A 20579-nucleotide genomic window follows, 5' to 3' on the forward strand; every position below is an offset into this window, starting at 1 on the left:
TACAGCGAGGAAAGGGAAACCATGCTGAGGTTCGCGGTGCGGCAGCTGCTGTCGGGCATCGTCCTCACGATCGTCGTCACAGCTGTCACCTACGCGCTGGTGTTCAGCGACGGCGCGGGGATCGCCCGGCGCGTGCTGGGCCAGAGCGCCACCCAGGCACAAGTCACAGCCAAGGTCACGGAGCTAGGTCTCGACCAGCCTGTAGCCGCCCAGTACCTCAAATGGCTCGGGGGGCTGGTCCGGGGAGATCTGGGCGCCAGCTACTTCACCGGCGAGCCGGTGACGAACATGCTGGCCACCCGGGTCCCCGTGACGCTGGCGGTCATCGTGCCAGCGCTGTTGTTCACCATGATCCTCAGCGTGCTCGTCGGGGTCACCGCCGCCGTGCGCGGCGGCGGGCTGGACCGCTTCCTTCAGGTGGCAGGCGTCGTCGGGGCCGCGATCCCGAACTTCGTGGTCGCGATCGTGCTGGTTTTCGCCTTCGCGATCGCCCTTCGGGCCTTCCCGGCTACCGGCTACGTCTCGCCGGACGTCGATCCCGTCGGCTGGGCCCGTTCGCTGGCCCTGCCGGTGCTGGCCGTACTGATCGGTTCGGTCGCCGGGGCCGCCCAGCAGTTCCGCGGAGCCGTCATCGACGTCCTGGAACAGGACTTCGTCCGCACGCTCCGGTCCCGGGGCATCAGTGAGCGGGCCGTGATCTTCCGCCATGTGCTGCGCAACGCGGCCGGACCGGGCCTGACGATCCTCTCGCTCCAGACGGTCGCCGTGATGGGCGGCGTCGTGATCATCGAGCGGGTTTTCGCCCTGCCGGGCATGGGGCTGCTCGCCAACGATTCCGCGGTTCAGGGCGACATCCCGGCCGTCATGGGATCGGTGCTGTTCAGCATCGTCGTCGTCCTCATCGTCAACATCGCCGTCGACCTGCTGGTCGGCTGGCTCAATCCGAAGGCGCGCGTGTCATGACGGTCAAACGACTATTGCGCAATCCCCTGGGCCTGGTCGGTTCCGTGGCACTCCTGCTGATCGTGCTGTTCGGCCTCTGCTCCTCCTTCCTCGCCCCGCACGACCCGAACGAGGCACGGCTGGAGCTGACCAACGCTCCCCCCATGACCAGCGGCTTCCTGCTCGGCGGTGACCAGTCCGGACGGGACGTCCTGTCCCGGCTGATGCACGCCACGCTCGGAACCCTGACCGCCTCCTCGGTCATGTTGCTGGTGGCGCTGGTGCTCGGAGTCACCTCCGGCCTGGCCGCCGGCTACTTCGGCGGCCGTCTCGACACCGTGGCCTCCTGGGTGTCCAACACGGTCATGGCACTTCCGGGCCTGGTGCTGCTGATCGCGCTGTACTCGGTGATCGGGCCGTCGACCCTGACCGCGATGGCGGTGTTCGGTGTGCTGATCGCCCCCTCCTACCACCGGCTGGTCCGCACGCTGGTGCTCGGCGTACGGCGGGAGCTGTACGTGGACGCCGCCAAGGTGGCGGGCCTGACCGACGCACGGATCATCTTCCGGCACGTGCTCCGCGCCGTCCGGGCACCGGTCGTCGTGCAGAGCTCGTTCGTCCTGAGCGCGGGCATCGCCATCCAGGCCGGACTGGAGTTCCTGGGACTCGGCGACCCGACGGCGCCCTCTTGGGGCGGAATGCTCCAGGACGCGTTCAACAACATCTACGTGGCTCGGCTCAACGTGCTCTGGCCCGCGCTCCTGATCACCGCGACCACCCTGTGCCTGGTGCTCGTCGGCAACGCGCTGCGGGACGTCCTGCAGACCGCGCACACCCAGGCCCGGCCGCTGCACCCCAAAGCGGTCGCGCGGCTGCGTGCCGGCCACCGTCTCTCCGCCGGGAGTACCGAGTCCGAAGCCGCTGTGAGGTCCATAGCCTCCGACTCGGCGTCGACGGACGTGCTGCTGAGCGTGCGGGACATGGTTATCGGATATCCCACCACCGACGCGCGGCTGAAGACCGTCGTCCACGGCGTCAGCCTGGAGCTGCGCCGCGGCGAGGTCCTCGGCCTCGTCGGCGAGTCGGGCTCGGGCAAGTCGCAGACGGCCTTCTCCGTCCTCGGCATCCTGCCGCGCCAGGCGGTCGTCCTCGGTGGTGCCGTCACTTTCGACGGCCTCGACCTGCGCGACGGCAAGGTCCTGCGCGAGGTGCGAGGCAAACGCATCGGCTATGTGCCACAGGAGCCGATGTCGAACCTCGACCCGTCGTTCACCGTCGGCGCGCAGCTCAGCCACGGCCTGCGAGCCGTCAAGGACATCAGCAGGGCCCAGGCACGCCGGGAACTCACGGAACTGCTCGGCCGGGTCGGCATCAAGGACCCGCGACGCACCTTCGACGCCTATCCCCACCAGATCTCCGGCGGTATGGCGCAGCGCGTCCTGATCGCCGGTGCCGTGGCAACGGAACCGGACCTGATCATCGCGGACGAACCCACCACCGCCCTGGACGTCACCGTGCAGGCCGAGGTGCTCGACCTGATACGCGTCCTCCAGCAGGAACGTGGGATGGCAGTCCTCCTGGTGACGCACAACTTCGGTGTCGTCGCCGACATCTGTGACCGCGTCAGTGTGATGAGACAGGGAGCCGTCGTGGAGACCAACGACACCGAGGGCCTGTTCCGCGCGCCGCAGGAGGCGTACACGCGGACGCTGCTCGATTCGATGCTGGACGGCTCCGTCGTCCGCGAGCCCTGGACGAGGTCGGCATGAACGAGCACGGCGTGAACGCGTGCCGGATGGACGAACCCGGCATGAACGACGACGCGCTGCTGAGCGTCTCGGATCTGCGGGTCGCCTATCCGGGGCGGGGATGGCGGTCCCGGCCCGTCGAGGTGTTGAAGGGCGTCTCTCTGAACATCCGGCCCGGTGAGACCCTCGGTCTGGTGGGCGAGTCCGGCTCCGGTAAGACCACGGTTGGCAGGGCCGTTCTGGGCCTCGCGCCGGTGACCGGCGGGTCGATCAGGCTGGGCGGGGTCGAGTTGACCACACTGCGTACGAAGGAGCGCCGCCGCACCGCTCAGAACGTACAGGTCGTCTTTCAGGACCCCTACTCCTCGCTCAACCCGTCCATGACCATCGAGGAGATCCTGACCGAACCCCTGCTCCGGCAGGGCCGGGAGACGGGCCGTGACCGGGTGCGCCGACTGCTGGACCGGGTCGGGCTGCCCGCCGATGCCGGGCAGCGGCTCGCGAGGGAGTTCTCCGGCGGCCAGCGGCAGCGCATCGCCATCGCCCGGGCGCTGGCCCTCAGGCCCGGACTGATCGTCTGCGACGAACCCACCAGCGCGCTCGACCTGTCCACCCAGACGACGGTGCTGGACCTGTTCCTCGAGATCCAGCAGGACACGGCGTGCGCCTACCTCTTCATCAGCCATGACCTGGCCGTGGTGCGCCGGATGAGCCATCGGGTCGCGGTGCTGCTGCACGGCGAGATCGTCGAGGAGGGAGACGCCGACCAGGTGTGCGATCGGCCACAACACCCGTACACCCAACGCCTGCAGTTGGCCGCACCCGTGGCCGATCCCGTACGTCAACGTGAGCGCCGACTGGCCCGGCAGCCATTCCGACAGTGAGCGGCACGGCCGGGGAGCCCGGACCGGCGTGGAACCCTGCACAGCTGTGATTGATCAGGCCCATATCATGGAGCGACATGGACAGAAACGGCCGCTCCGGCGGCGGATCCGGTGCCGGGCGCGAGCGCATCCTGAAGGCGGCGCTGGACGTGTTCTCCGCGCGCGGTTTCCGTGCCGGGAGCCTCAATGACATTGCCGAGGCAGCAGGCCTGACAAGGGCCGGACTGCTCCACTACTACCCGAACAAGCAGGCCGTCCTGCTGGCTCTGCTGGAGCAGCGGGACGCCGAGCTGCACGTCGTGCAGCCTGACCTCGGCCTGACGTTGCTGGAAATCCTGGAGAACCTGGACGCGTTCACCGCTCAGGTGGTCGGCGACCGGGCGCTTGTCCAGCTCGCGCACATCCTCACGGCGGAAGCCTCGGGTGAGGAACACCCGGCCCGGGAGTGGGTGGCCAGGCGGTACGCGACCCTGCGCGGGGTACTGGCGGATGCGGTACGGCGCTCCATCGAGGCCGGCGAGCTGCGTGCGGACGTGGACCCCGAGGTTTTCGCCGCACTCGTCCTGGCTGTCGGCGAGGGAGCGGAGAATCAGTGGCTGGTGAACCCGGAGACCGTGGATCCAGTGATGGTCACCCGCCAACTGCGGCTGCTGTGCGAAGCAGCCCGACCCTGACCCCGCGCCACCGGCGCCGCGCGCCGGACAAGCCAGGCGAGCCCTGAGGAATGCGCCTGGCTTCAGAAGCCGTACCTCAACCAATCATGGAACGTGCGGGTCGAAGGTTTTCGGCTATGTCCGGACGGAGCAGGTGCAGCACGGTACCTACGCGGAGTTCGTCGCCGCACCCGTGCACACCCTCGCGGGCAGGCCCGCGTCGCTGACCTGGCAGCAGGCGGCCGGCCTTCCGCTCGTCGGGCTCACCGCGTTGCAGTCGCTGTCCCGGGTGGGTGTCCGGTCGGGGGAGACGGTCCTGGTGCACGCGGCGGCCGGCGGTGTCGGTTCCGTGGCCGTGCAGATTGCCGTGGCCAGGGGCGCCCGGGTCATCGGTACGGCCAGCGAAGGCAACCACGAGTTCCTGCGCTCCCTGGGCGCCGAACCCGTCGTCTACGGCGATGGCCTGGCCGAGCGCGTGCGGGAGTTGGCTCCCGAGGGTGTGGACGCTGCCGTGGACTGCGTGGGTGGTGACGCCGTGGTTGTCTCCCAGGAACTGCTGAAGGACCCCTCCCGGGTCGCCTCGATCGTCGATCCCGAGGTGACTCAGCGCGGCGGGCACCAGGTATGGACGCAGCCCGTTCCCTCGGACCTCGCCGCCCTCGCGAGCCTCGCGGACGCCGGCGAGCTCACCGTCCACATCGACCGTGTGCTGTCCTTGGCGGAGGCCGCCGACGCCTTCCGCCTCAGCGAGACCGGAAGGGTCCGCGGCAAGATCGTGCTTGAGATCGGCTGACCAGCGGAGGCTCCCTCCCCGGTCGCACGGAGAAGCCTTCTCGTGGACCGGGCCGTGGTCGGCGAAGTCAGTTGCTGTTGCTGTTGTTCCTGGTGGCCGCGATCGAGATGTCGTCGAGGGCGACGCGCACGCCCGCGATCCGGGACCGGCTGGACCTCTCCATTGCGCAGATGGCGCTGGTGCTGTTCGGGCTGTCGCTCGGTTCGATGCTGGGGATCCGACGACGGTGCGCTTCCAGTGGCGTGCATCAGTTCCCAGCCGTGGTCGTCACGCTCACGCGCCCTCGGGAGTAAGGGGGCCGGTGGCTCCGGCCCCCTTACTCGATGTGCGTTCCTAGTTGTCAGCGAGGGGCGGCGTGGACGGGGTGGCGATCACGACCTTGTTCGGGTATGTGGTCAGCAGCGGGCCGGTCACTGAGGCCGGGGCGTCGGTCTCGACCACCACTCGGTCGCTGGGGCCGTCGTAGTGGACGGTCACGCTGTAGTTGGTGGTGTCACTGCTCGCTCCCGCGATCTGGTTGACGGCCGAGGTCTGGATGTCCTGGATCTGGGCGACGGTGAACTGGGGGCTCTTCGCGGTCGTGGGGGCAGGCCAGTCGGCCGGAACCTGCCCGTACTGGTCGGTCCAGCCGGGCGGCTTCTGAAGGTTGTTGATGTCGCCGGTGTAGTCGGAGGGGAAGATGATGACAGGCCCGATGTTGGGGTCGTCGAAGGCGGTGAGCGCGCAGTTGTAGTCGGCCAGCGCCTGGACCTGCTTCCACTGCAGTTCCGTGGTGACATCGCCGGTACCGTCGGCCGGCGTCGCGATCGTGGCGAGCGAATTGGCCACGCTGGTCTGGTCCGGCCTGCACTTGCCCGACGGCGTGGTGTCGGACTCGATCACTAGCCGGCCGACGTATTGGGTGGCCAGCGGATCGGTGACCGACGCCGGGGCGTTGGTCCTCGCCACCACCCGGTCCTGAGTTCCGTCGTAGGTGATGTCCAGCCGGTAGGTGAGGTCACCGTTCGGCTGCACCTGGGCGGTGACCGCGTCCTCGACGGTGGCGATCTGTTCGACCGTGAACAGCGGGCTCTTCGCAGTCGTGAAGGTGGGCCAGGAAGTGGGGACGTTCCCGTAGGCGTCGGTCCAGTCGGTCGGGACCGACAGGTTGTCGATGTCGCCGGTGTAGTCCGACGGGAAGATGATGACGGGCCCGACGGTGGAGTCCTGGAAGACGTCGAGCGCGCCGTTGTACGAAGCCAGCTCCTGCGCCTGCTCCCAGTGCTCCTCGGTCTCGTTGGCGACAGATTGCACCTCGGCGGAGGACAGCGCTCGGTTGTAGACGCGGAAGTCCCGCATCCGGCCCTTGAAGTACAGATCGTTGGCGTACAGTGACCGGCCGAGGTAGTCCGCGGTCGTCGTTCCGCCGCCGATTGCGCCCGGGGTGATGGTCACGTTGGTCGTGCGTGCCTTCTCGACGCCGTTCTCGTACAGGACGCCCGTGTTGCCCGTCTGGGTGTACGTCACGTGCTTCCACATGCCGCGCGCCAGCTGGTAGGAGGTGTTCGACGGGATGGTGTCCTGCTTGGCGGTGTAGTCGGTCATCGAGATCGACGTCCGGAACGAGTTCCCGGTGGTGAACAGGTAGCCGTTGCCGTTGCTGCCGTTGGTGTTGCCGAAGCCGTAGAAGCCGTACGGCTTGCCCATGGTGGGGTCGATCCAGACGTCGAAGTCGACGGTGATCGAGCTGAGCCCGGCCATGATGTTGTCCGGGACCTTGACGTAGGTGTTTGAGCCGTTGAAACGCAGCCCGTCCGCGCCCTTCCAGTCGGCGGTGCCGTTGACCGTACCGTCGCGGCCGTTGCCGGACGAGTCGTGCGCGACCGTGCCGGAGGTCTCGTCCAGCTTGTAGCGCAGCACCAGGCCGTCAGTGACGTCGGCTTGTGCCGGGGCTGCGGTTATCAGTGCCCCTCCGGCGACCAGCGTCAGGGAGAGAGCGGCGACGAGACCGGCGGACTTCCGTCGTCGCGTCGAGGCCGGGACAGAGGCCGCTGCACGTACAGCCCCGACCGGATTCCATCTTCGCATCGTGTTCCTCTAAAAGTGTGGCGTACTGTCGGATACATGCAGGCGCGCGGTCAGCGGCCCTTCGATGTCTCGAGGACGTACTGGGCGTACTGGATCGCGGTGTAGAGAACGATCGCCACGGCCTCGTTGAAGGCTCCTCGACGCCAAGCTGTGACGGGGTGTTGGTCCCTGGTGCCCCGGGGCAGCATGTTGAGAGCGTTGAAGCGGCTGCTCAGGGTGCCCCAGTTGTTTTCCTGCGCGGCGAATTGCGCGGGGATGAACCAGGCGCCGTTTGTCCCGATCACGGCTTGTATGCTGTCGCGGATAGGACGGAAACGGGCCGCTTCCGCGATGAACTGGGTCATCCTCAGGACTCCGCGCGCCATGTTCGTGTTGTTGTCGGAGTCGTAGAGGTACCAGGCCGCCGAGCTGATGGCTGAGCGATTGATCCCCATGCCCGCGCGCCTCTCGTGGGCCCAGCTTTCGAGGCTGCCGTAGTTCTCGGCGAATTGGGTAGCTATGGTCTTGCCAGCGGGGCGCCAGACGCCGCCCTCCGCCCGCCCGCTCTCGGCGGCCGGGACTGTGCGGTTGCCCATGTAGCGGTAGTTGTTGTTCTTGTCCCACCAGCCGAGGATGTACAGGTCCGATCGGCGTATCTGCAGGCGCACGAAGTTCGAGTTGCCCCACATGTGGACGTCGACCTGAAGATACGAAGTGGTGGCCGACGGATTGGTGTGGTCCACGAGTTGGTTCGAGGCACCCGCTACCGAGTTTGACCCGCCGTCGTGGACCCTTGCGCGGATCGAGTTGATGAAGTGGAAGTAGTCGAGCCCGTCGTCATCCCCGACATGGAACGTGGGGTTGCCGTCTTCGGCGACGGCCGGCTGCACCATCCCCAGGGGACCGATCAGACTGGCGACCAGCGCCAGCACAACGGCGGCCAGGACGGAAGCGACCGTCCTGGGCCTGGTGATGATGCCGGGGACACGGCTCTTGTGCCGGCTCGGTGGCGCGGCCGTCGGTTGACCGCCTGAGGCCGGCTCAGAGACCTCGATGGTGACCGGTTCGTTCATGGTCCTTGCACTCTCCAGGTACGCGACGTGCCGGATTGTGGCTACCCGGCTGCGCGGGACATGAGGGATGGCCAGGTCAGGACGGTGGCACCGGCACTGCATGGGGCCGGTACTGCTGGCGTCTCCGGGCCGGCGGGTCTGTGGCGCTGCCGCATGCCGGGTTCCGGGGTCGCCCGCTGTGACTCTGGCGTGGCACAAGCTTCGGCCCCGGGGTGTGTTCCGGACCATGGGTGTTCTTACGGGTATTACGAAGTGGGTGGTTCCTGCCCGGCCCACCAGGCAGCCAACTGCGCCCGGCTGCCGAACCCGAGCTTGGCCCGGATGTTCTCCACGTGACCGTCTACCGTGCGCGGCGACAGCACCAGCTCGGCGGCGATCTTCCGGTTGCTCAGGCCCTTGGCGACCAGCGCCGCCACTTCCCGCTCCCTGCGGGTCAACGGGGTGGTCGGCGTGGCCGAGGCGACCGCTTGCGCCCCGGTGCCGAGGGCGTAGTCGATCGCCTCGGCCGGCGTCGCCCGGTGGACGCCACCTGCCATCGCCTTCTCGTACGCGGTCCGCCCCAGAGACCGGATGATCTCCTCTTCGCAGCGCGTATGGTGGCCGAACAGGAACGGGGCGGTCACCAGCAGCGAGCTGCCGCTGCGCTCCAGAAGGGCGTGCACCGTGCCGACCAGCCCCGCCGCCCGCTCGTGCATGCCGCGGGAGGCAGCCACACAGGCGAGCAGCTCCAGCACCAGGGCGGTCCAGGTGTAGTCGACAAGCCCTCGTCCCGCCTTCAGCGTGTCCCGGAGTAGCTCGGTGCTCGTCTCCAGGTCATGGCGCAGGAAGGCATGCAGGGCGAGGACCCACAGCGCGTGCGCCAGACCCCACCGGTCGCCGTGCCCCCGCGCGGCATCCATCGCCTGTCGGGCGATGTCCTCGGCTTCCGGATCCCCGAGAACCGTCTGGATCACGGCCAGCTCGAAGAGCCCGACGATGAGCGTGAAGTCGTCCCCCGAGGCCCTTTGCCATCTCAGCGCGTCCCGGATCAGCCGCAGGGCTCGGTCCAACCGTCCCCGGCGGAACTCCACCGCGCCGCGCATACCCTGAACGTGGCCGCGCACCACCGCGTCGTCCAGAGCTTCGCCGAGGGGTTCGGCCTGGTCGAGCCACCGTTCGACCGCCGCCAGGTCTCCCTGGAGCAGGGCCACCCAGGCGGCCACCCACAGCGCGTGGGCACGGGCCGCGGTGGGCTCGGGCACGGCCGCGAGTGCTCGTTCGAGCTGGTGGCGTCCTTCGGTGAGGAACCCTCCGACGCACCAGTGGAAACGCAAGGCGGCTGCGAGCCGCAGTCTGGTCTGCGGATCGCCGGGGCAGTCCAGGACCGCGAGCAGATTGGCATGATCGGCCCGCAGTAGGACGAGGGCTTCCTGCTGCCCTGGGCCGCACCAGCCGTCGGCGAGGGGTTCTGCCAGCGCGAGGAAGAAGTCCCGGTGCCGCCGCAGTACACGCTGTTCCTCACCCGATGCCTCGAGCCGGGCCCTGCCGTACTGGCGGACGGTCTCCAGCATCCGGTACGAGAACCGGTCCTCGCGTTCGCCAGTGAGCACGATGGACTGGACGATCAGCCGGTCGAGCAGGTCCAGCACCTCGTGCCGGGCGATGCCTTCGCCCGAGCACACCTCCTCCGCCGCTTCAAGGGTGAAGCCACCGACGAAGACCGAGAGCCGGGTCCACAGCAGCTGCTCGGCCGACGTGCACAGTTCGAAGCTCCAGTCGAGCGTCGCACGCAGTGTCCGCTGCTGCGGCCGCGCTGTCCGGCTGCTGGCGGTGAGCAGCGCGAAACGGTCCTCCAGGCGGGCCGCCACCTGCTCGGGCGTGAGGACCCGCAGCCTGGCCGCGGCCAGCTCGATCGCCAGCGGCACTCCGTCGAGGTCGGCGCACAGCCGCGCCACCGCATCCCGGTTCCTCTCGTCGATCTCGAATCCGGGCCGGACCGCGACCGCCCGCTCCCGCAGGAGTTCCACGGCCTCGTCCGGCACCGACAGCGGGACCACATTGAAGACGTACTCCCCCGGCGCGCCGAGCACATGGCGGCTGGTCGCGAGGACGCGCAAACCGTCAGCGGTCGACAGGAGCACCTGCGCCACCTGGGCGCAGGCGTCGACCAGATGCTCGCAGTTGTCCAGGACGATCAGGGCCCGGCGGGTAGAAAGGTGCTCCGAGAGCTGGTCCAGGACCGGTTTCGATCCCTGGTCCGGCAGCCGCAGCGCTGCTGCGACGGCGCCGGCCACCGCCGACGGCTGCTGGACCGGGGCGAGATCCACCAGCCACACGCCGTCGGCGAACGCCTTCCGGGACGCGGACGCCACCTCCGTCGCCAGCCGAGTCTTGCCCACACCTCCCATGCCCGTGAGCGTGACCAGCCGCGCCCTGCCCAGCAGACGACGGACCTCGGAATGTTCTTGCTGCCGACCGACGAAACTTGTCAGAGCAACAGGCAGGTTGCCCACGATCCCGGTCACGCCTGCTGCTCCTCCTGCCACGCGACCAGTCTCCGAGTTACCCGCACGTAGAGCACCTCGGCCCTCAGGCGGGCCTTGACCCGGATCTTGGACACGGGCTATGCGGCTGCGGCCAGAGTAGTTGATGTCGTATCCAGTGGCGTCTCGTAGGCGCTCGCGCGACGCGTGCCAGCAGAGCTGATCGCCGTGTGCGGGGGAAGGCATGGGGCCGGACGTACGCCGACAGGACGGCCCGCGGCACGGAGCACCGGGGTTCGAGCCTCCTGTTTGGTTCTGCGTGCGGGCGACCAAGCGTGGACTGGCGCGGCGACACACTCCAACCGCTGATGCCCCCAAAGGGCTGCCCCTCTGGCCGGTTGCACTCACGGCGTCGATCGATTGGCCGAAGGGGCGCCTGGTCTGCGGAGTCGTCGCCCGCACTTGTGCATCTGGATCTCGGCGGCGCAGCTCATTCGCTCAGTGCCGTGTACAAGAAGGTCCCCTCTGCCCCATTGACGATGGCTCCTGGTACACGGCACTCTGTATTCCGTCATACAAAGTTCATCCCTGGGAAGCAGAGGTGTGACGTGGCCGGGTCTGGACTCGATCTTCGGGTGACGCAGGACAAGCTCGTACGGGACAAGGTGGTCGACGCGCTGCGTCAGGCCATCCTGGACGGGGCCCTGCAGCCTGGTCGCAGACTCACCGAGCGCGAGTTGACCGAGCTCACCGGAGTGAGTCGCACGTCCGTGCGGGAGGCGCTGAGGCGTCTCCAGGCCGAAGGGCTGGTCGAAGAGTCGCCCAGCCGAGGACTGCGGGTGACCACTCCGACCGCGGAGGAGATCGAACAGATCTATGAGATCCGCGCCGAACTCGAACCGCTCGCGGTGCGCTTGTTCGTCGAGCGTGCGACCCAGGAGGAGGTCGACGAACTCGCCTCCGTCACCCAAGAGTTGAACCCGGGGGGCGACGCCAACAAGGACGTGCTGGACCGCTTCGACGGGATCTTGCTCGCCGGCTGCCGCAACCCCATGCTGGCGGAACTGCTCGGCGGCCTGTACAGCCGGATCCACGCCCTGCGCCGCGTCTCGGCCGCCACCCCTGGCCGTATGACCGTCACCAAGCAGGAGTACGCCGATCTCATCGAGGCGATCCGGCGCCGTTCCGCCGCCGACGCGGCGGAGGTGGCCCGTCGGCACGTTGCCGCGGCCCGAGCGTCCGCCGAGGTCGCGATGGGCCTGCTCAAGGGGGAAGCCGACTGACGCGGTCGAGGACGGCTGCCCGCGGACGGCTCACGGACCAGGAACCCGAAGACACGGAAGAAGCCGAGGAAGTCGGCAAGAACACCAAGAGCACAAGGAAGTGCGGAAATGAGTACGGACACCATCGCCCCGGCGATACCAGACCTGTCGGACCCGGCGACCTTCGCCTCCGGGGTACCCCATCAGACCTTCGATGCGGTCAGGCAGATGCCCGGGTTGTACTGGCAGCCGGCGAAGGCAGGCACGCTCAACGGCGGTTTCTGGTGCATCACCCGGCACGCCGACATCGTCGAGATCGAACGGAACCCTGAGGTCTTCAGTTCTCAGTGGGGTCCGTTCTTCCCGACCCTGCCCGCGCCGCATCCCGAGTTCAGCCACAACATCATGTACAACGACCCGCCGGTCCACAGCCGGCTGCGCCGAGCCGCTGCCCGTTCGTTCGGACCGCGGGTCATCGCGAACTTCGACACCTGGGTCCGAGAGATCGTCGTGGAGGTGCTGGAGGACATCACCGCCCGCGGCGAGGTCAACTGGGTGGGCGACGTAGCGGCCATCGTCCCGTCCCGCGTCATCGCACGGGTGATCGGCGTGCCGCACCAGGACCGCCAGCGCATCGTGGACTGGACCCTGACGATCTTCGACGCCGCGGAGCAGCCCAACGGCGGCGAGTCGATACTGGCGCTGCTTCCGGACGTCCACGCGTACCTGGAACAACTGCGAACGGACAAACTGCGAGACCCCCAGGACGACTTCGCCACCGTGCTCGCCCAGTGCGCCGAGCGCGGTGAGATCACTGATCCGGAGTACCTGCACTACCTCACCCTGCTCCTCATCGCCGGATTCGAGACGACTCACACGGTCATAGCCCAGTCGATGCGGTTGATCCTGGAGGACCCGCAGATCGCCGATGCCACCGACCGGGTCATCGCCGCCGGCAACCTGGACGGGCTGGTCGACGAGTTCCTGCGGTACGTCACCCCGGCCATGAACATGGCTCGCACGGTGACCCGTGACATCGACTTCCACGGCACGCAGATGCGCAAGGGCGACCTGGTGCAGATGTTCTTCACCGCCGCCAACCGAGACCCGGCCGTCTTCGCCGACCCGCACCGCTTCGAGCCGCTGCGGACCGCGAACGAGCACATGGCGTTCGGCAACGGTCCGCACCACTGCATCGGCAAGAACCTTGCCAAGCTCGAACTCAAGATCCTCTTTGAGGAGATGCACCGTCGCGGTGTCTCCATCGCCCTGAACGGTGAGCCCAGGCGGGGTTGGAGCACCTTCATCAACAAGCTGCTGTCGCTGCCCATCGTCGTCACCACGGCCGACCGGCGGGAGGCCCGCTCATGACCACTCTGACGGATGCCGTCGTCGTTGTGACCGGCGGCGCCACCGGCATCGGACTGGCCCTCGCCCGCGAAGCCGCAGCACGCGGCGCCCGGGTGATGATCGCCGATGTGGAGGACGCGGGCGCGGCGGTGGAGAGCCTGCGGGCCGACGGTGCCACAGCGGACTGGCTGCGGACCGACACCTCGGACTACTCGCAGGTCAAAAGGTTGACTGAGGCCACCGTCGAGCGGTTCGGCACCGTCAACGTGGTGTGCAACAACGCCGGCATCGGTGTGGCCGGTGCACTGCAGGACGTGGACCCGGGCGAGGCGAAACGTCTCTTCGACGTCAACGTGCTGGGCATGTTCCACGTCGTCCACGCCTTCGCACCGCTGCTGAAGGACGCCGCTGCGCGAGGCGGATCGGCGTACATCCTGAACACCGGTTCCGAGCACTCTCTCGGCGTGCCGCCCCACGTGATGCCCATGAGTACATACACCGCGTCGAAGTACGCCGCGCTCGGCCTCACCGACACGGCACGCCGCGACCTGAAGGACTTCGGCGTCGGCGTCTCCCTCCTCGCCCCCGGCTGGGTCCGCACCGAGAGGGTCAGCGCGCTCGTCGCCGCCGATTCGCATGCGGCCGCCGCCATCGAGCCGTTCGCCCAGGAGTCCGCCGAGGTGGCCGGCATGGCCTTCGACGGCCTGCTGAAGGGCACGGCGGTCATCGCCACCAATCCGCACAGCCGTGCCTTCGCCATGGAGCACGCGCGCGATCTCATGGCCGACATCCAGGCTCTTCCCCTCCTGGACAGTCCGGACGAACACGCTCACGACGGCACGGGCGACGCGTCCCAGTGCCCCTTCTCCCAGGGCTGAGCAGAACCCTTCGCCGTGCGCGCCACCCCACGCGTGGCAGTCGGCTCCAGGGTCACCCGCCCCCTCAGATTCTCGGCTTCACCCCTTCACCCTTCCGCGATCGGCGGCCGCGCAGCGGCCCATCGCGTTCATCCGTCATTCCCCCAATGACCACGACCCAGGACTGAACCATGCCTGAACGAAGGCAAGTTGCGATCGTCGGCGTCGGCCAGACCGACTTCGGCGCCCTCTACGCCAACAAGGACGCGCACCGCGACGCCTACGCCCTCGGCGCGCAGGCCCTGCGCCTCGCGCTCGACGACGCCGGCCTGCGCAAGGACGAGGTCGACGGTCTCCTCACCGCCAGAATCCACTACGAGCACGGCGCCCATGTGCTCGGCATCCCCAATCCCCGTGTCATCAACGCCCTCGAGGGATCCGGCCGCATGAGCGGCGTCGCAGTCCAGCACGCCGTCTCGCTGATCGAGACCGGCCAGGCCGACGTCGTGGCCTGTGTGTACGGCAACAACGGCCGTTCGGTGAAGATGACCTACGGCGGCGCCTACACCGACAGCCCCACCACCCGCTACGACGCGATGTACGGCATGACCTCCCCGGGCGCGTACGTCGGCATGATGTACCGCCGCTACGCGCACGAGTACGGCGTGCCCGACGGCGCCCTTGCCTCGATCGCGATCAACAACCGCCGCAACGCAGCCCTCAACCCGGTGGCCGTGATGCGCGAGGAGATCACCGAGGAGCAGTACCTCGGCGCCCGCTACATCGCCGACCCGCTGCGTCTGTACGACTACTGCATCATCAACGACGGCGGTGTCGCGCTGATCCTCACCACCCTGGAGAAGGCCCGCGACCTGGCCAAACGGCCGGTTCGGGTGGCGGCCACCGCCGCGCGGGCCAGCGTCAGCAACTACTACACGAGCACGGACTTCTTCTACTCCGCCTCCCAGGACGTGGCCCAGCGGGTGTACGCGGGCTCGGGCTATGGCCCGCAGGACATGGACTGCCTGCAGATCTACGACAACTTCACCCCCACCGTCCTGTTCAGCCTGGAGGGCTTCGACCACGCGCCGCGCGGCGAGGCCTGGAAGTGGGCGACCGGCGACCGCATCGCGCGCGACGGCGAGATGCCGGTGAACACCGCCGGCGGGCACACCGGCGAGAGCTACATGCAGGGCTGGGGGCACCACGTGGAGGCCGTGCGCCAGATCCGAGGCGAGGCCGGACCTCGCCAGGTGACGGACTGCAACGTCGCCCAGTACATCTGCGCCTCGCCCATCACCACTTCGCACGTCCTGGTCGGGGAGTGAGCAAGCACATGGACAACCAGAAACTCATCGAGATGCTACCGCCGGTCACGGACGCCAACCGTGACTTCTGGGAGGGCACCCTCGCCGGTGAACTCCGCCTCCAGTACGGCAACTCCGGCATCCCCCGCTTCCCCGAGTCACCGGTAGACCCAGTGACCCTCGACGCGGACTTCGCATGGCGAGCCGCCAGCGGCAGGGCCACGTTGTGGTCCTGGATCGTCATGCACCAGAAGTACTTCCCCGCCTTCGCCGACGAGGTCCCCTACCTGGTGGCCTTCGTCCAGCTGGAGGAGGGGCCGTACCTGATGACCACCCTTGTGGATCCGCCGGAGCACCTGGAGTGCGGCATGCCGCTGGAGGTCGTCTTCGAGCAGATCTCCGATGACCGGGCCATCCCGAAGTTCAAGGTGGTGTCAGGATGAGCACCATCACGACCTCCCCGGCGGAGACGGAACAGGTCGTTCTCGTCGAGCACTTGGACAACGGGATCTCCCGTATCACTTTCAACCGCCCCCGCAAGCGCAACGCCATGAACCGTGCGGCCCGGGTCGGGATCGTGCGCGCCCTCGACGAGTGCCGGGGCCGCTCCAAGGTGATCGTCATGACCGGCAACGGCTCCGCCTTCTGCGCCGGTGTCGACCTCAAGGAGGGCGACGTCAGCACCGGGGACGCGGAACTCGACCGGCGCAGCGAGTGGGCGGCCGTGCAGGAGGAGATCCGCAATCACCCCGCCGTCGTCATCGCCGCCGTCAACGGCACTGCCCTCGGCGGCGGTTCCACCCTGATCAACGTTGCCGACCTGGCCGTAGCGGCCGACGAGGCCCAGATAGGCATGCCAGAGATCGGCTTCGGCCTTTACCCGACCCTCGCGGGCCCGGCCGCCCAACTGCGGCTCAAGCCCAAGCACGCGGCGTGGCTGGTGCTCACCGCCGAGCGCATCGACGGCACCACGGCGGCCGAGTGGGGGCTGGTCAACCGCGCTGTTCCCCTGGAGGAACTCGACGCCGCGACCACCGCCCTCGCCGAACGCGTCGCCTCCTTCGACGCCACCGCGCTGGAATGGTCGAAGAAGGCACTGTGGAAGATCCCCGGCGAGATCTCCGAGTGGACCGAGGCCATCGCCTACGGCCATGAGATCGCCGATGAACTCCGCGCCCGCAGCACCGCTCTGGCCGAGGGCCTCGACCGCTTCCGGTCGGGCGCGCGCAACCCGGGGCAGGGCTGATGTCCGGGCAGCGCACCTTCCGGGTGGTCGAGGTCACCGAGTCGGTCGCGGGAGCGGCGTGCGGACGCCTGTTCGCCGCCCTCGGTCACGACGTGCTGCTGTGTGAGCCGCCCACCGGCACGCCGCTGAGGGCCAGGGAGTTCACGTTCGCGGCCCTGGGCGCAGGCAAGCGCAGCACCGTCCTCCGCCCCGAGCAACTGGCTGCCGACGAGACGAGCCCACTGGCCACGGCCGACGTCCTGATCACCGATCTAACGCCGGCCGCGGCCGCCGCCGAAGGCCTGGACCTCGACCAGCTCCGGCATCGGTTCCCCCGACTGGTCACGGTCTCGCTCACCGCGTTCGGACTGACCGGAGCGTACGCCGAGAGCGTCGGCGACAGCCTCCTGGCGGAGGCGTACGGCGGACTGGCCACCATGGTCGGTGAGCCGGACCGGCGCCCGCTGAGCCTGGGCGGCGAACAGAGTGCGCACTCGGCCGCCTTCGTCGGCCTGTACGGCGCCATGCTCGCCCTGCGCCATCGCGACCGCACGGGTTGCGGTGACCTCGTCGAGGTCGCCCTGAGCGACGTCGCCGCGTATATGGACTGGAAGAGCGACGTCCTTCACGACCTCGGCGGTGGTGTCCCGAAGCGTGCGGGCTCCTCGCAGGGTGGCTGGCGTGTGGTGCGGGCCAAGGACGGCTGGGTCGGAGTGATCTTCTCCGCACACCAGTGGCCCGCTGTCGTCGAGTTGTTCGGCGACCCGCGCCTGAATGCGCCCGGCCTCGACGACGCCGAGCAGCGTGCCCGGCGTTCGGACGAGTGGTGGGCCGTGATCGCGGAGGCGGCGGCAGGCCGTGAGGCCGTGGAGCTGTACACCGAGGCGCAGCGCCTCGGACTGCCCTTCGGCCATGCCGCCGACGCTGAGAGCCTGATGGCCGACGAACAGCTCCGCACCCGGGGCTTCGTCCTTCCGCCCGGTATGCGTCGCAGGGACGCCCCCGTGGTCGGCCCTCCGTGGACCGTGCCTGGAGCGCCGTCATCCACGGTCGCGGCACCCCGGTTGGGCGACGACGGTGGCCGTTTCACGGCCGGGCCACGACCGGCGGCGGCCCGCACGCCGCGCGTGAGCGTGGCCGCGCAGCACAGGGACGCGGCGCCCCTGGACGGTCTGGTCGTCCTCGACTTCGGCACCATCACCGCCGGGGCGGCCACCAGCAGGCTGCTCGCCGACTACGGCGCGACCGTGATCAAGATCGAGTCGCAGGGCCGCCCGGATCCCTTCCGGGCGTGGGTGATGCCGGGCAGCGCCGGCAAGGCGGACGGGGCACAGACACCGGCTTCCCCGATGTTCGCCTCCAACAACGTCGGCAAGCGCCGTCTGAGCCTCGACCTGAAGACCGACCATGGCCGGGCTATCGCCCACCGACTCATCCGCAGGGCGGATGTCCTGGTCGAGAACTTCCGGGTAGGCGTCACCGCCCGCATGGGCATCGACTACGCCACCGCCCACCGGCTCAACCCCGACCTGGTCTACCTGTCCCTGTCGAGTCAGGGCGTCTTCGGACCGGAGGCCTCGTACGGCTCCTTCGGTTCGACCCTGGACCTGCTCTCCGGCCTCGCCGCCGTCACGGGTTACCCGGGTGAGCGGCCCATGTGGTCGGGCGGCGACGTCAACTATCCGGACCAGGTGGTGTCGTTCGTCGGTGCCGCGCTGGTCGCGGACGCCGTCACCAGCGGCCGGCGCGGCATCCACCTGGACGTCTCGCAGCGGGAGGCCGTCGCCTGGACCCTGGCCGATCAGCTCGGCGAGTACGTCTGGACTGGGCGCATGCCTGCACCGGACGGCAACCACCGCACCGGCGCGGCCCCGCACGACACCTACCCCACCGCGGAGCCCGACAGCTGGCTGGCGATCGCCTGTACCAGCGCCGGGCACCGCCGGGCGCTGGCCGAGGTGATCACCGCACTGCCCGGCCACGAGCCGGAGGACTGGTGGCTGAATCATCAGGACACCGTCGACGCGACCATCTCTGAGTGGACGGCCCGACACCCCCGTGACAGGGCCGTGGCGAAACTGCGCCGCGCCGGTGTCCCGGCCGTACCCGTGAACACGGCCGCCGACCGCGCCCGGGACCCCCGTTACCGCGAGCGCCGTGCCGCACTGCGCGTCCCCGAGTGGCTGAAGGGATTCCCCATGATCCTGCACGGCCACACGCCGCCCGACCCCGCTCCCGCACCCACCCTCGGCGACAACGCCGAGCACCTGGACGAGGACGCCCTCGACGCGCTCCTCGGCGGCGCTGACCGACCGTCGTTCCTCCGCTGACCCCTCTCCCGCACCCCGTACCCGCGCAACCTGATCAGGAGACCGCCATGCCCCGTGTCGTATTCGTCCGTCCGGACGGGACCAAGCAGGAGGCCGACGCCGCCGACGGAGCCTCTGTCATGCAGGCCGCCACCGCCAATCTGGTACCCGGAATCGTCGCCGAGTGCGGTGGCGAGCTGTCCTGCGCCACCTGCCACGTCTTCGTGGACGAGCAGTGGCTCGCGGCGCTGCCCGCGCGGTCGGAGGACGAGGAGGAGATGCTGGAGGCGACCTCCGAGGAACCCACCGACGCCAGCCGGCTGTGCTGCCAGATCACGTTGGACGCCTCGCTCGACGGCATCGTCGTGCACATCCCGAAGACCCAGAAGTAGGACGGGCGGGAGCACACCATGCACATCGAACCCACTGTGACCGACCGTATCGTCGTGGTCGGCGGCGGTCAGGCCGGCGCGGACTTCGTCGCCGCCCTGCGCATGGCCGGCCACCAGGGCCCCGTGACCCTCGTCGGCGAAGAACCCGGTTACCCCTACGCCCGCCCGCCGCTGTCCAAGGCGTACCTTTCCGGCAAGGCCACGGCCGAGGACCTGCACATCCGGCCGCCCGCCATGTATGAGCAGCAGGGCATCGACCTGCGCACCGGCACCCGGGTGACCGCGATCGACCGGACCGCGCGCCACGTGGTCCTCGCGGACGGTGAGCGGCTGCCGTACGCACACCTGGTGCTCGCCACCGGCGGTCGGGCGCGCAGACTGCCTGCCCCGGGACTGGACGACGCGCCCAACGTTCACTACCTCAGGACCCTCGCTGACGTGGCCGCAATGCGGCACCGCTTCGTGCCGGGCGCCCGGCTGGTCGTCGTCGGCGGTGGCTACGTCGGGCTCGAGGTGGCCGCGGTCGCCCGGCAGCTCGGGCTGGACGTGACGGTCCTCGAGGCGCTGCCCCGTGTCCTGGCCCGGGTGACCGCGCCGCAGGTCTCCGCGTTCTACCAGCGGGTGCACACCGAGGAGGGCGTGGACATCCGCGTCGACACCGCGGTGACCGGCTTCGTCTTCGCCGCCGACGGCTCGGTGGCCGCCGTGGAGCTCAAGAGCGGCGAGCGGATCGACACCGACATCGTCCTCGTCGGCATCGGACTGGTCCCCAACACCGAGCTCGCCGAGCAGGCCGGGCTCGCCGTCGACAACGGCATCGTCGTCGACGAGTACTGCCGTACCGAGGACCCCGCCGTCCTCGCCATCGGCGACTGCACCAGCCACCCCTGCGGCGAACATGGCGGACGCCGCCGCCTGGAGTCGGTGCCCAACGCCTCCGAACAAGCGCGGGTTGCCGCGGCCACCGCGACCGGGAGCCTTCAGCCGTACACCGCCATCCCGTGGTTCTGGTCCGACCAGTACGACGTCAAGCTCCAGACCACAGGGCTGTCCACCGGCTACGACGAGGTCGTCATCCGTGGCACCACCGGGACCGGGAGGTCGTTCGCGGCCTTCTACCTCAAGGACGGCCTGGTCCGCGCCGCGGACGTGGTCAACAGCCCCCGGGACTTCACCGCCGCCAGAAAGCTGGTCGCGGCACGGGCCCGGGTCGCCCCCGAAGCACTCCAGGACCTGTCGGTCCCCCTCAAGCAACTGCTCTGAGCCACGCAGAGAA

At 69.0% G+C, this 20579-nt stretch carries 16 protein-coding genes and 1 pseudogene; 14 read left to right on the forward strand and 3 right to left on the reverse strand.

The annotated features are described in order from the left end of the window. The first annotated feature begins 21 nt into the window (after window positions 1-21). The 5 genes and pseudogenes from ACIBTS_RS13660 to ACIBTS_RS13680 all read left to right on the forward strand — a co-directional run. A complete protein-coding gene (locus tag ACIBTS_RS13660) occupies window positions 22-963 on the forward strand; it encodes an ABC transporter permease (RefSeq protein ID WP_399319140.1) in 942 nt (313 codons plus the stop codon). Then, window positions 960-2711, forward strand: a complete 1752-nt coding sequence (locus ACIBTS_RS13665; RefSeq protein WP_399319142.1) for an ATP-binding cassette domain-containing protein — start codon at window positions 960-962, stop codon at window positions 2709-2711. The genes ACIBTS_RS13660 and ACIBTS_RS13665 overlap by 4 nt, the downstream gene beginning before the upstream one ends. Then, complete coding sequence (locus ACIBTS_RS13670) at window positions 2708-3574, forward strand: ATP-binding cassette domain-containing protein (protein WP_399319144.1); 867 nt, start codon at window positions 2708-2710, stop codon at window positions 3572-3574. The genes ACIBTS_RS13665 and ACIBTS_RS13670 overlap by 4 nt, the downstream gene beginning before the upstream one ends. A gap of 77 nt (window positions 3575-3651) precedes the next feature. Next, on the forward strand, window positions 3652-4248 hold the full coding sequence (locus tag ACIBTS_RS13675) for a TetR/AcrR family transcriptional regulator (RefSeq protein WP_266392604.1): 597 nt from the start codon (window positions 3652-3654) through the stop codon (window positions 4246-4248). 97 nt (window positions 4249-4345) lie between these two features. Then, window positions 4346-5020, forward strand: a pseudogene (locus tag ACIBTS_RS13680) (NADP-dependent oxidoreductase); the annotation flags it as partial. 333 nt (window positions 5021-5353) lie between these two features. Here ACIBTS_RS13680 and ACIBTS_RS13685 read toward each other — a convergent pair. From ACIBTS_RS13685 to ACIBTS_RS13695, 3 genes are all read right to left on the reverse strand, one after another. Then, on the reverse strand, window positions 5354-6919 hold the full coding sequence (locus tag ACIBTS_RS13685) for a LamG domain-containing protein (protein ID WP_399319146.1): 1566 nt from the start codon (window positions 6917-6919) through the stop codon (window positions 5354-5356). A gap of 218 nt (window positions 6920-7137) precedes the next feature. Continuing rightward, the gene (locus tag ACIBTS_RS13690) at window positions 7138-8139 is read right to left on the reverse strand and encodes a ribosome-inactivating family protein (protein WP_399319147.1); all 1002 of its coding nucleotides are present in this window, start codon (window positions 8137-8139) and stop codon (window positions 7138-7140) included. 245 nt (window positions 8140-8384) lie between these two features. After that, window positions 8385-10643, reverse strand: a complete 2259-nt coding sequence (locus ACIBTS_RS13695) for an ATP-binding protein (RefSeq protein ID WP_399319149.1) — start codon at window positions 10641-10643, stop codon at window positions 8385-8387. 593 nt (window positions 10644-11236) lie between these two features. On the opposite strand from ACIBTS_RS13695, the gene ACIBTS_RS13700 reads away from it, so the two are divergent. From ACIBTS_RS13700 to ACIBTS_RS13740, 9 genes are all read left to right on the forward strand, one after another. Further along, window positions 11237-11884 (forward strand): GntR family transcriptional regulator, encoded by a 648-nt coding sequence (locus tag ACIBTS_RS13700; RefSeq protein ID WP_399319150.1) that lies wholly within the window; start codon window positions 11237-11239, stop codon window positions 11882-11884. A gap of 108 nt (window positions 11885-11992) precedes the next feature. After that, window positions 11993-13234, forward strand: a complete 1242-nt coding sequence (locus tag ACIBTS_RS13705) for a cytochrome P450 (RefSeq protein ID WP_399319152.1) — start codon at window positions 11993-11995, stop codon at window positions 13232-13234. Further along, window positions 13231-14091, forward strand: a complete 861-nt coding sequence (locus ACIBTS_RS13710; protein ID WP_266392585.1) for an SDR family oxidoreductase — start codon at window positions 13231-13233, stop codon at window positions 14089-14091. Before ACIBTS_RS13705 ends, ACIBTS_RS13710 begins: the two co-directional genes overlap by 4 nt. 170 nt (window positions 14092-14261) lie before the next feature. Beyond that, the gene (locus tag ACIBTS_RS13715) at window positions 14262-15398 is read left to right on the forward strand and encodes a thiolase family protein (protein ID WP_399319153.1); all 1137 of its coding nucleotides are present in this window, start codon (window positions 14262-14264) and stop codon (window positions 15396-15398) included. An 8-nt stretch (window positions 15399-15406) separates the two neighbouring features. After that, the gene (locus tag ACIBTS_RS13720; protein WP_398684125.1) at window positions 15407-15820 is read left to right on the forward strand and encodes a Zn-ribbon domain-containing OB-fold protein; all 414 of its coding nucleotides are present in this window, start codon (window positions 15407-15409) and stop codon (window positions 15818-15820) included. Continuing rightward, a complete protein-coding gene (locus ACIBTS_RS13725) occupies window positions 15817-16623 on the forward strand; it encodes an enoyl-CoA hydratase/isomerase family protein (RefSeq protein WP_398684126.1) in 807 nt (268 codons plus the stop codon). The genes ACIBTS_RS13720 and ACIBTS_RS13725 overlap by 4 nt, the downstream gene beginning before the upstream one ends. Continuing rightward, window positions 16623-18932: a CoA transferase gene (locus ACIBTS_RS13730; protein ID WP_398684127.1), complete on the forward strand. Its 2310-nt coding sequence runs from the start codon at window positions 16623-16625 to the stop codon at window positions 18930-18932. The genes ACIBTS_RS13725 and ACIBTS_RS13730 overlap by 1 nt, the downstream gene beginning before the upstream one ends. A gap of 47 nt (window positions 18933-18979) precedes the next feature. After that, window positions 18980-19303, forward strand: coding sequence for a 2Fe-2S iron-sulfur cluster-binding protein (locus tag ACIBTS_RS13735; protein ID WP_266392565.1), 324 nt, complete (start codon window positions 18980-18982; stop codon window positions 19301-19303). A gap of 18 nt (window positions 19304-19321) precedes the next feature. Next, window positions 19322-20566, forward strand: a complete 1245-nt coding sequence (locus ACIBTS_RS13740) for an NAD(P)/FAD-dependent oxidoreductase (protein WP_398684128.1) — start codon at window positions 19322-19324, stop codon at window positions 20564-20566. Window positions 20567-20579 lie beyond the last annotated feature (13 nt).

The organism is Streptomyces sp. NPDC050121, assembly GCF_044460385.1.
In the GTDB taxonomy this organism is placed as follows: domain Bacteria; phylum Actinomycetota; class Actinomycetes; order Streptomycetales; family Streptomycetaceae; genus Streptomyces; species Streptomyces soliscabiei.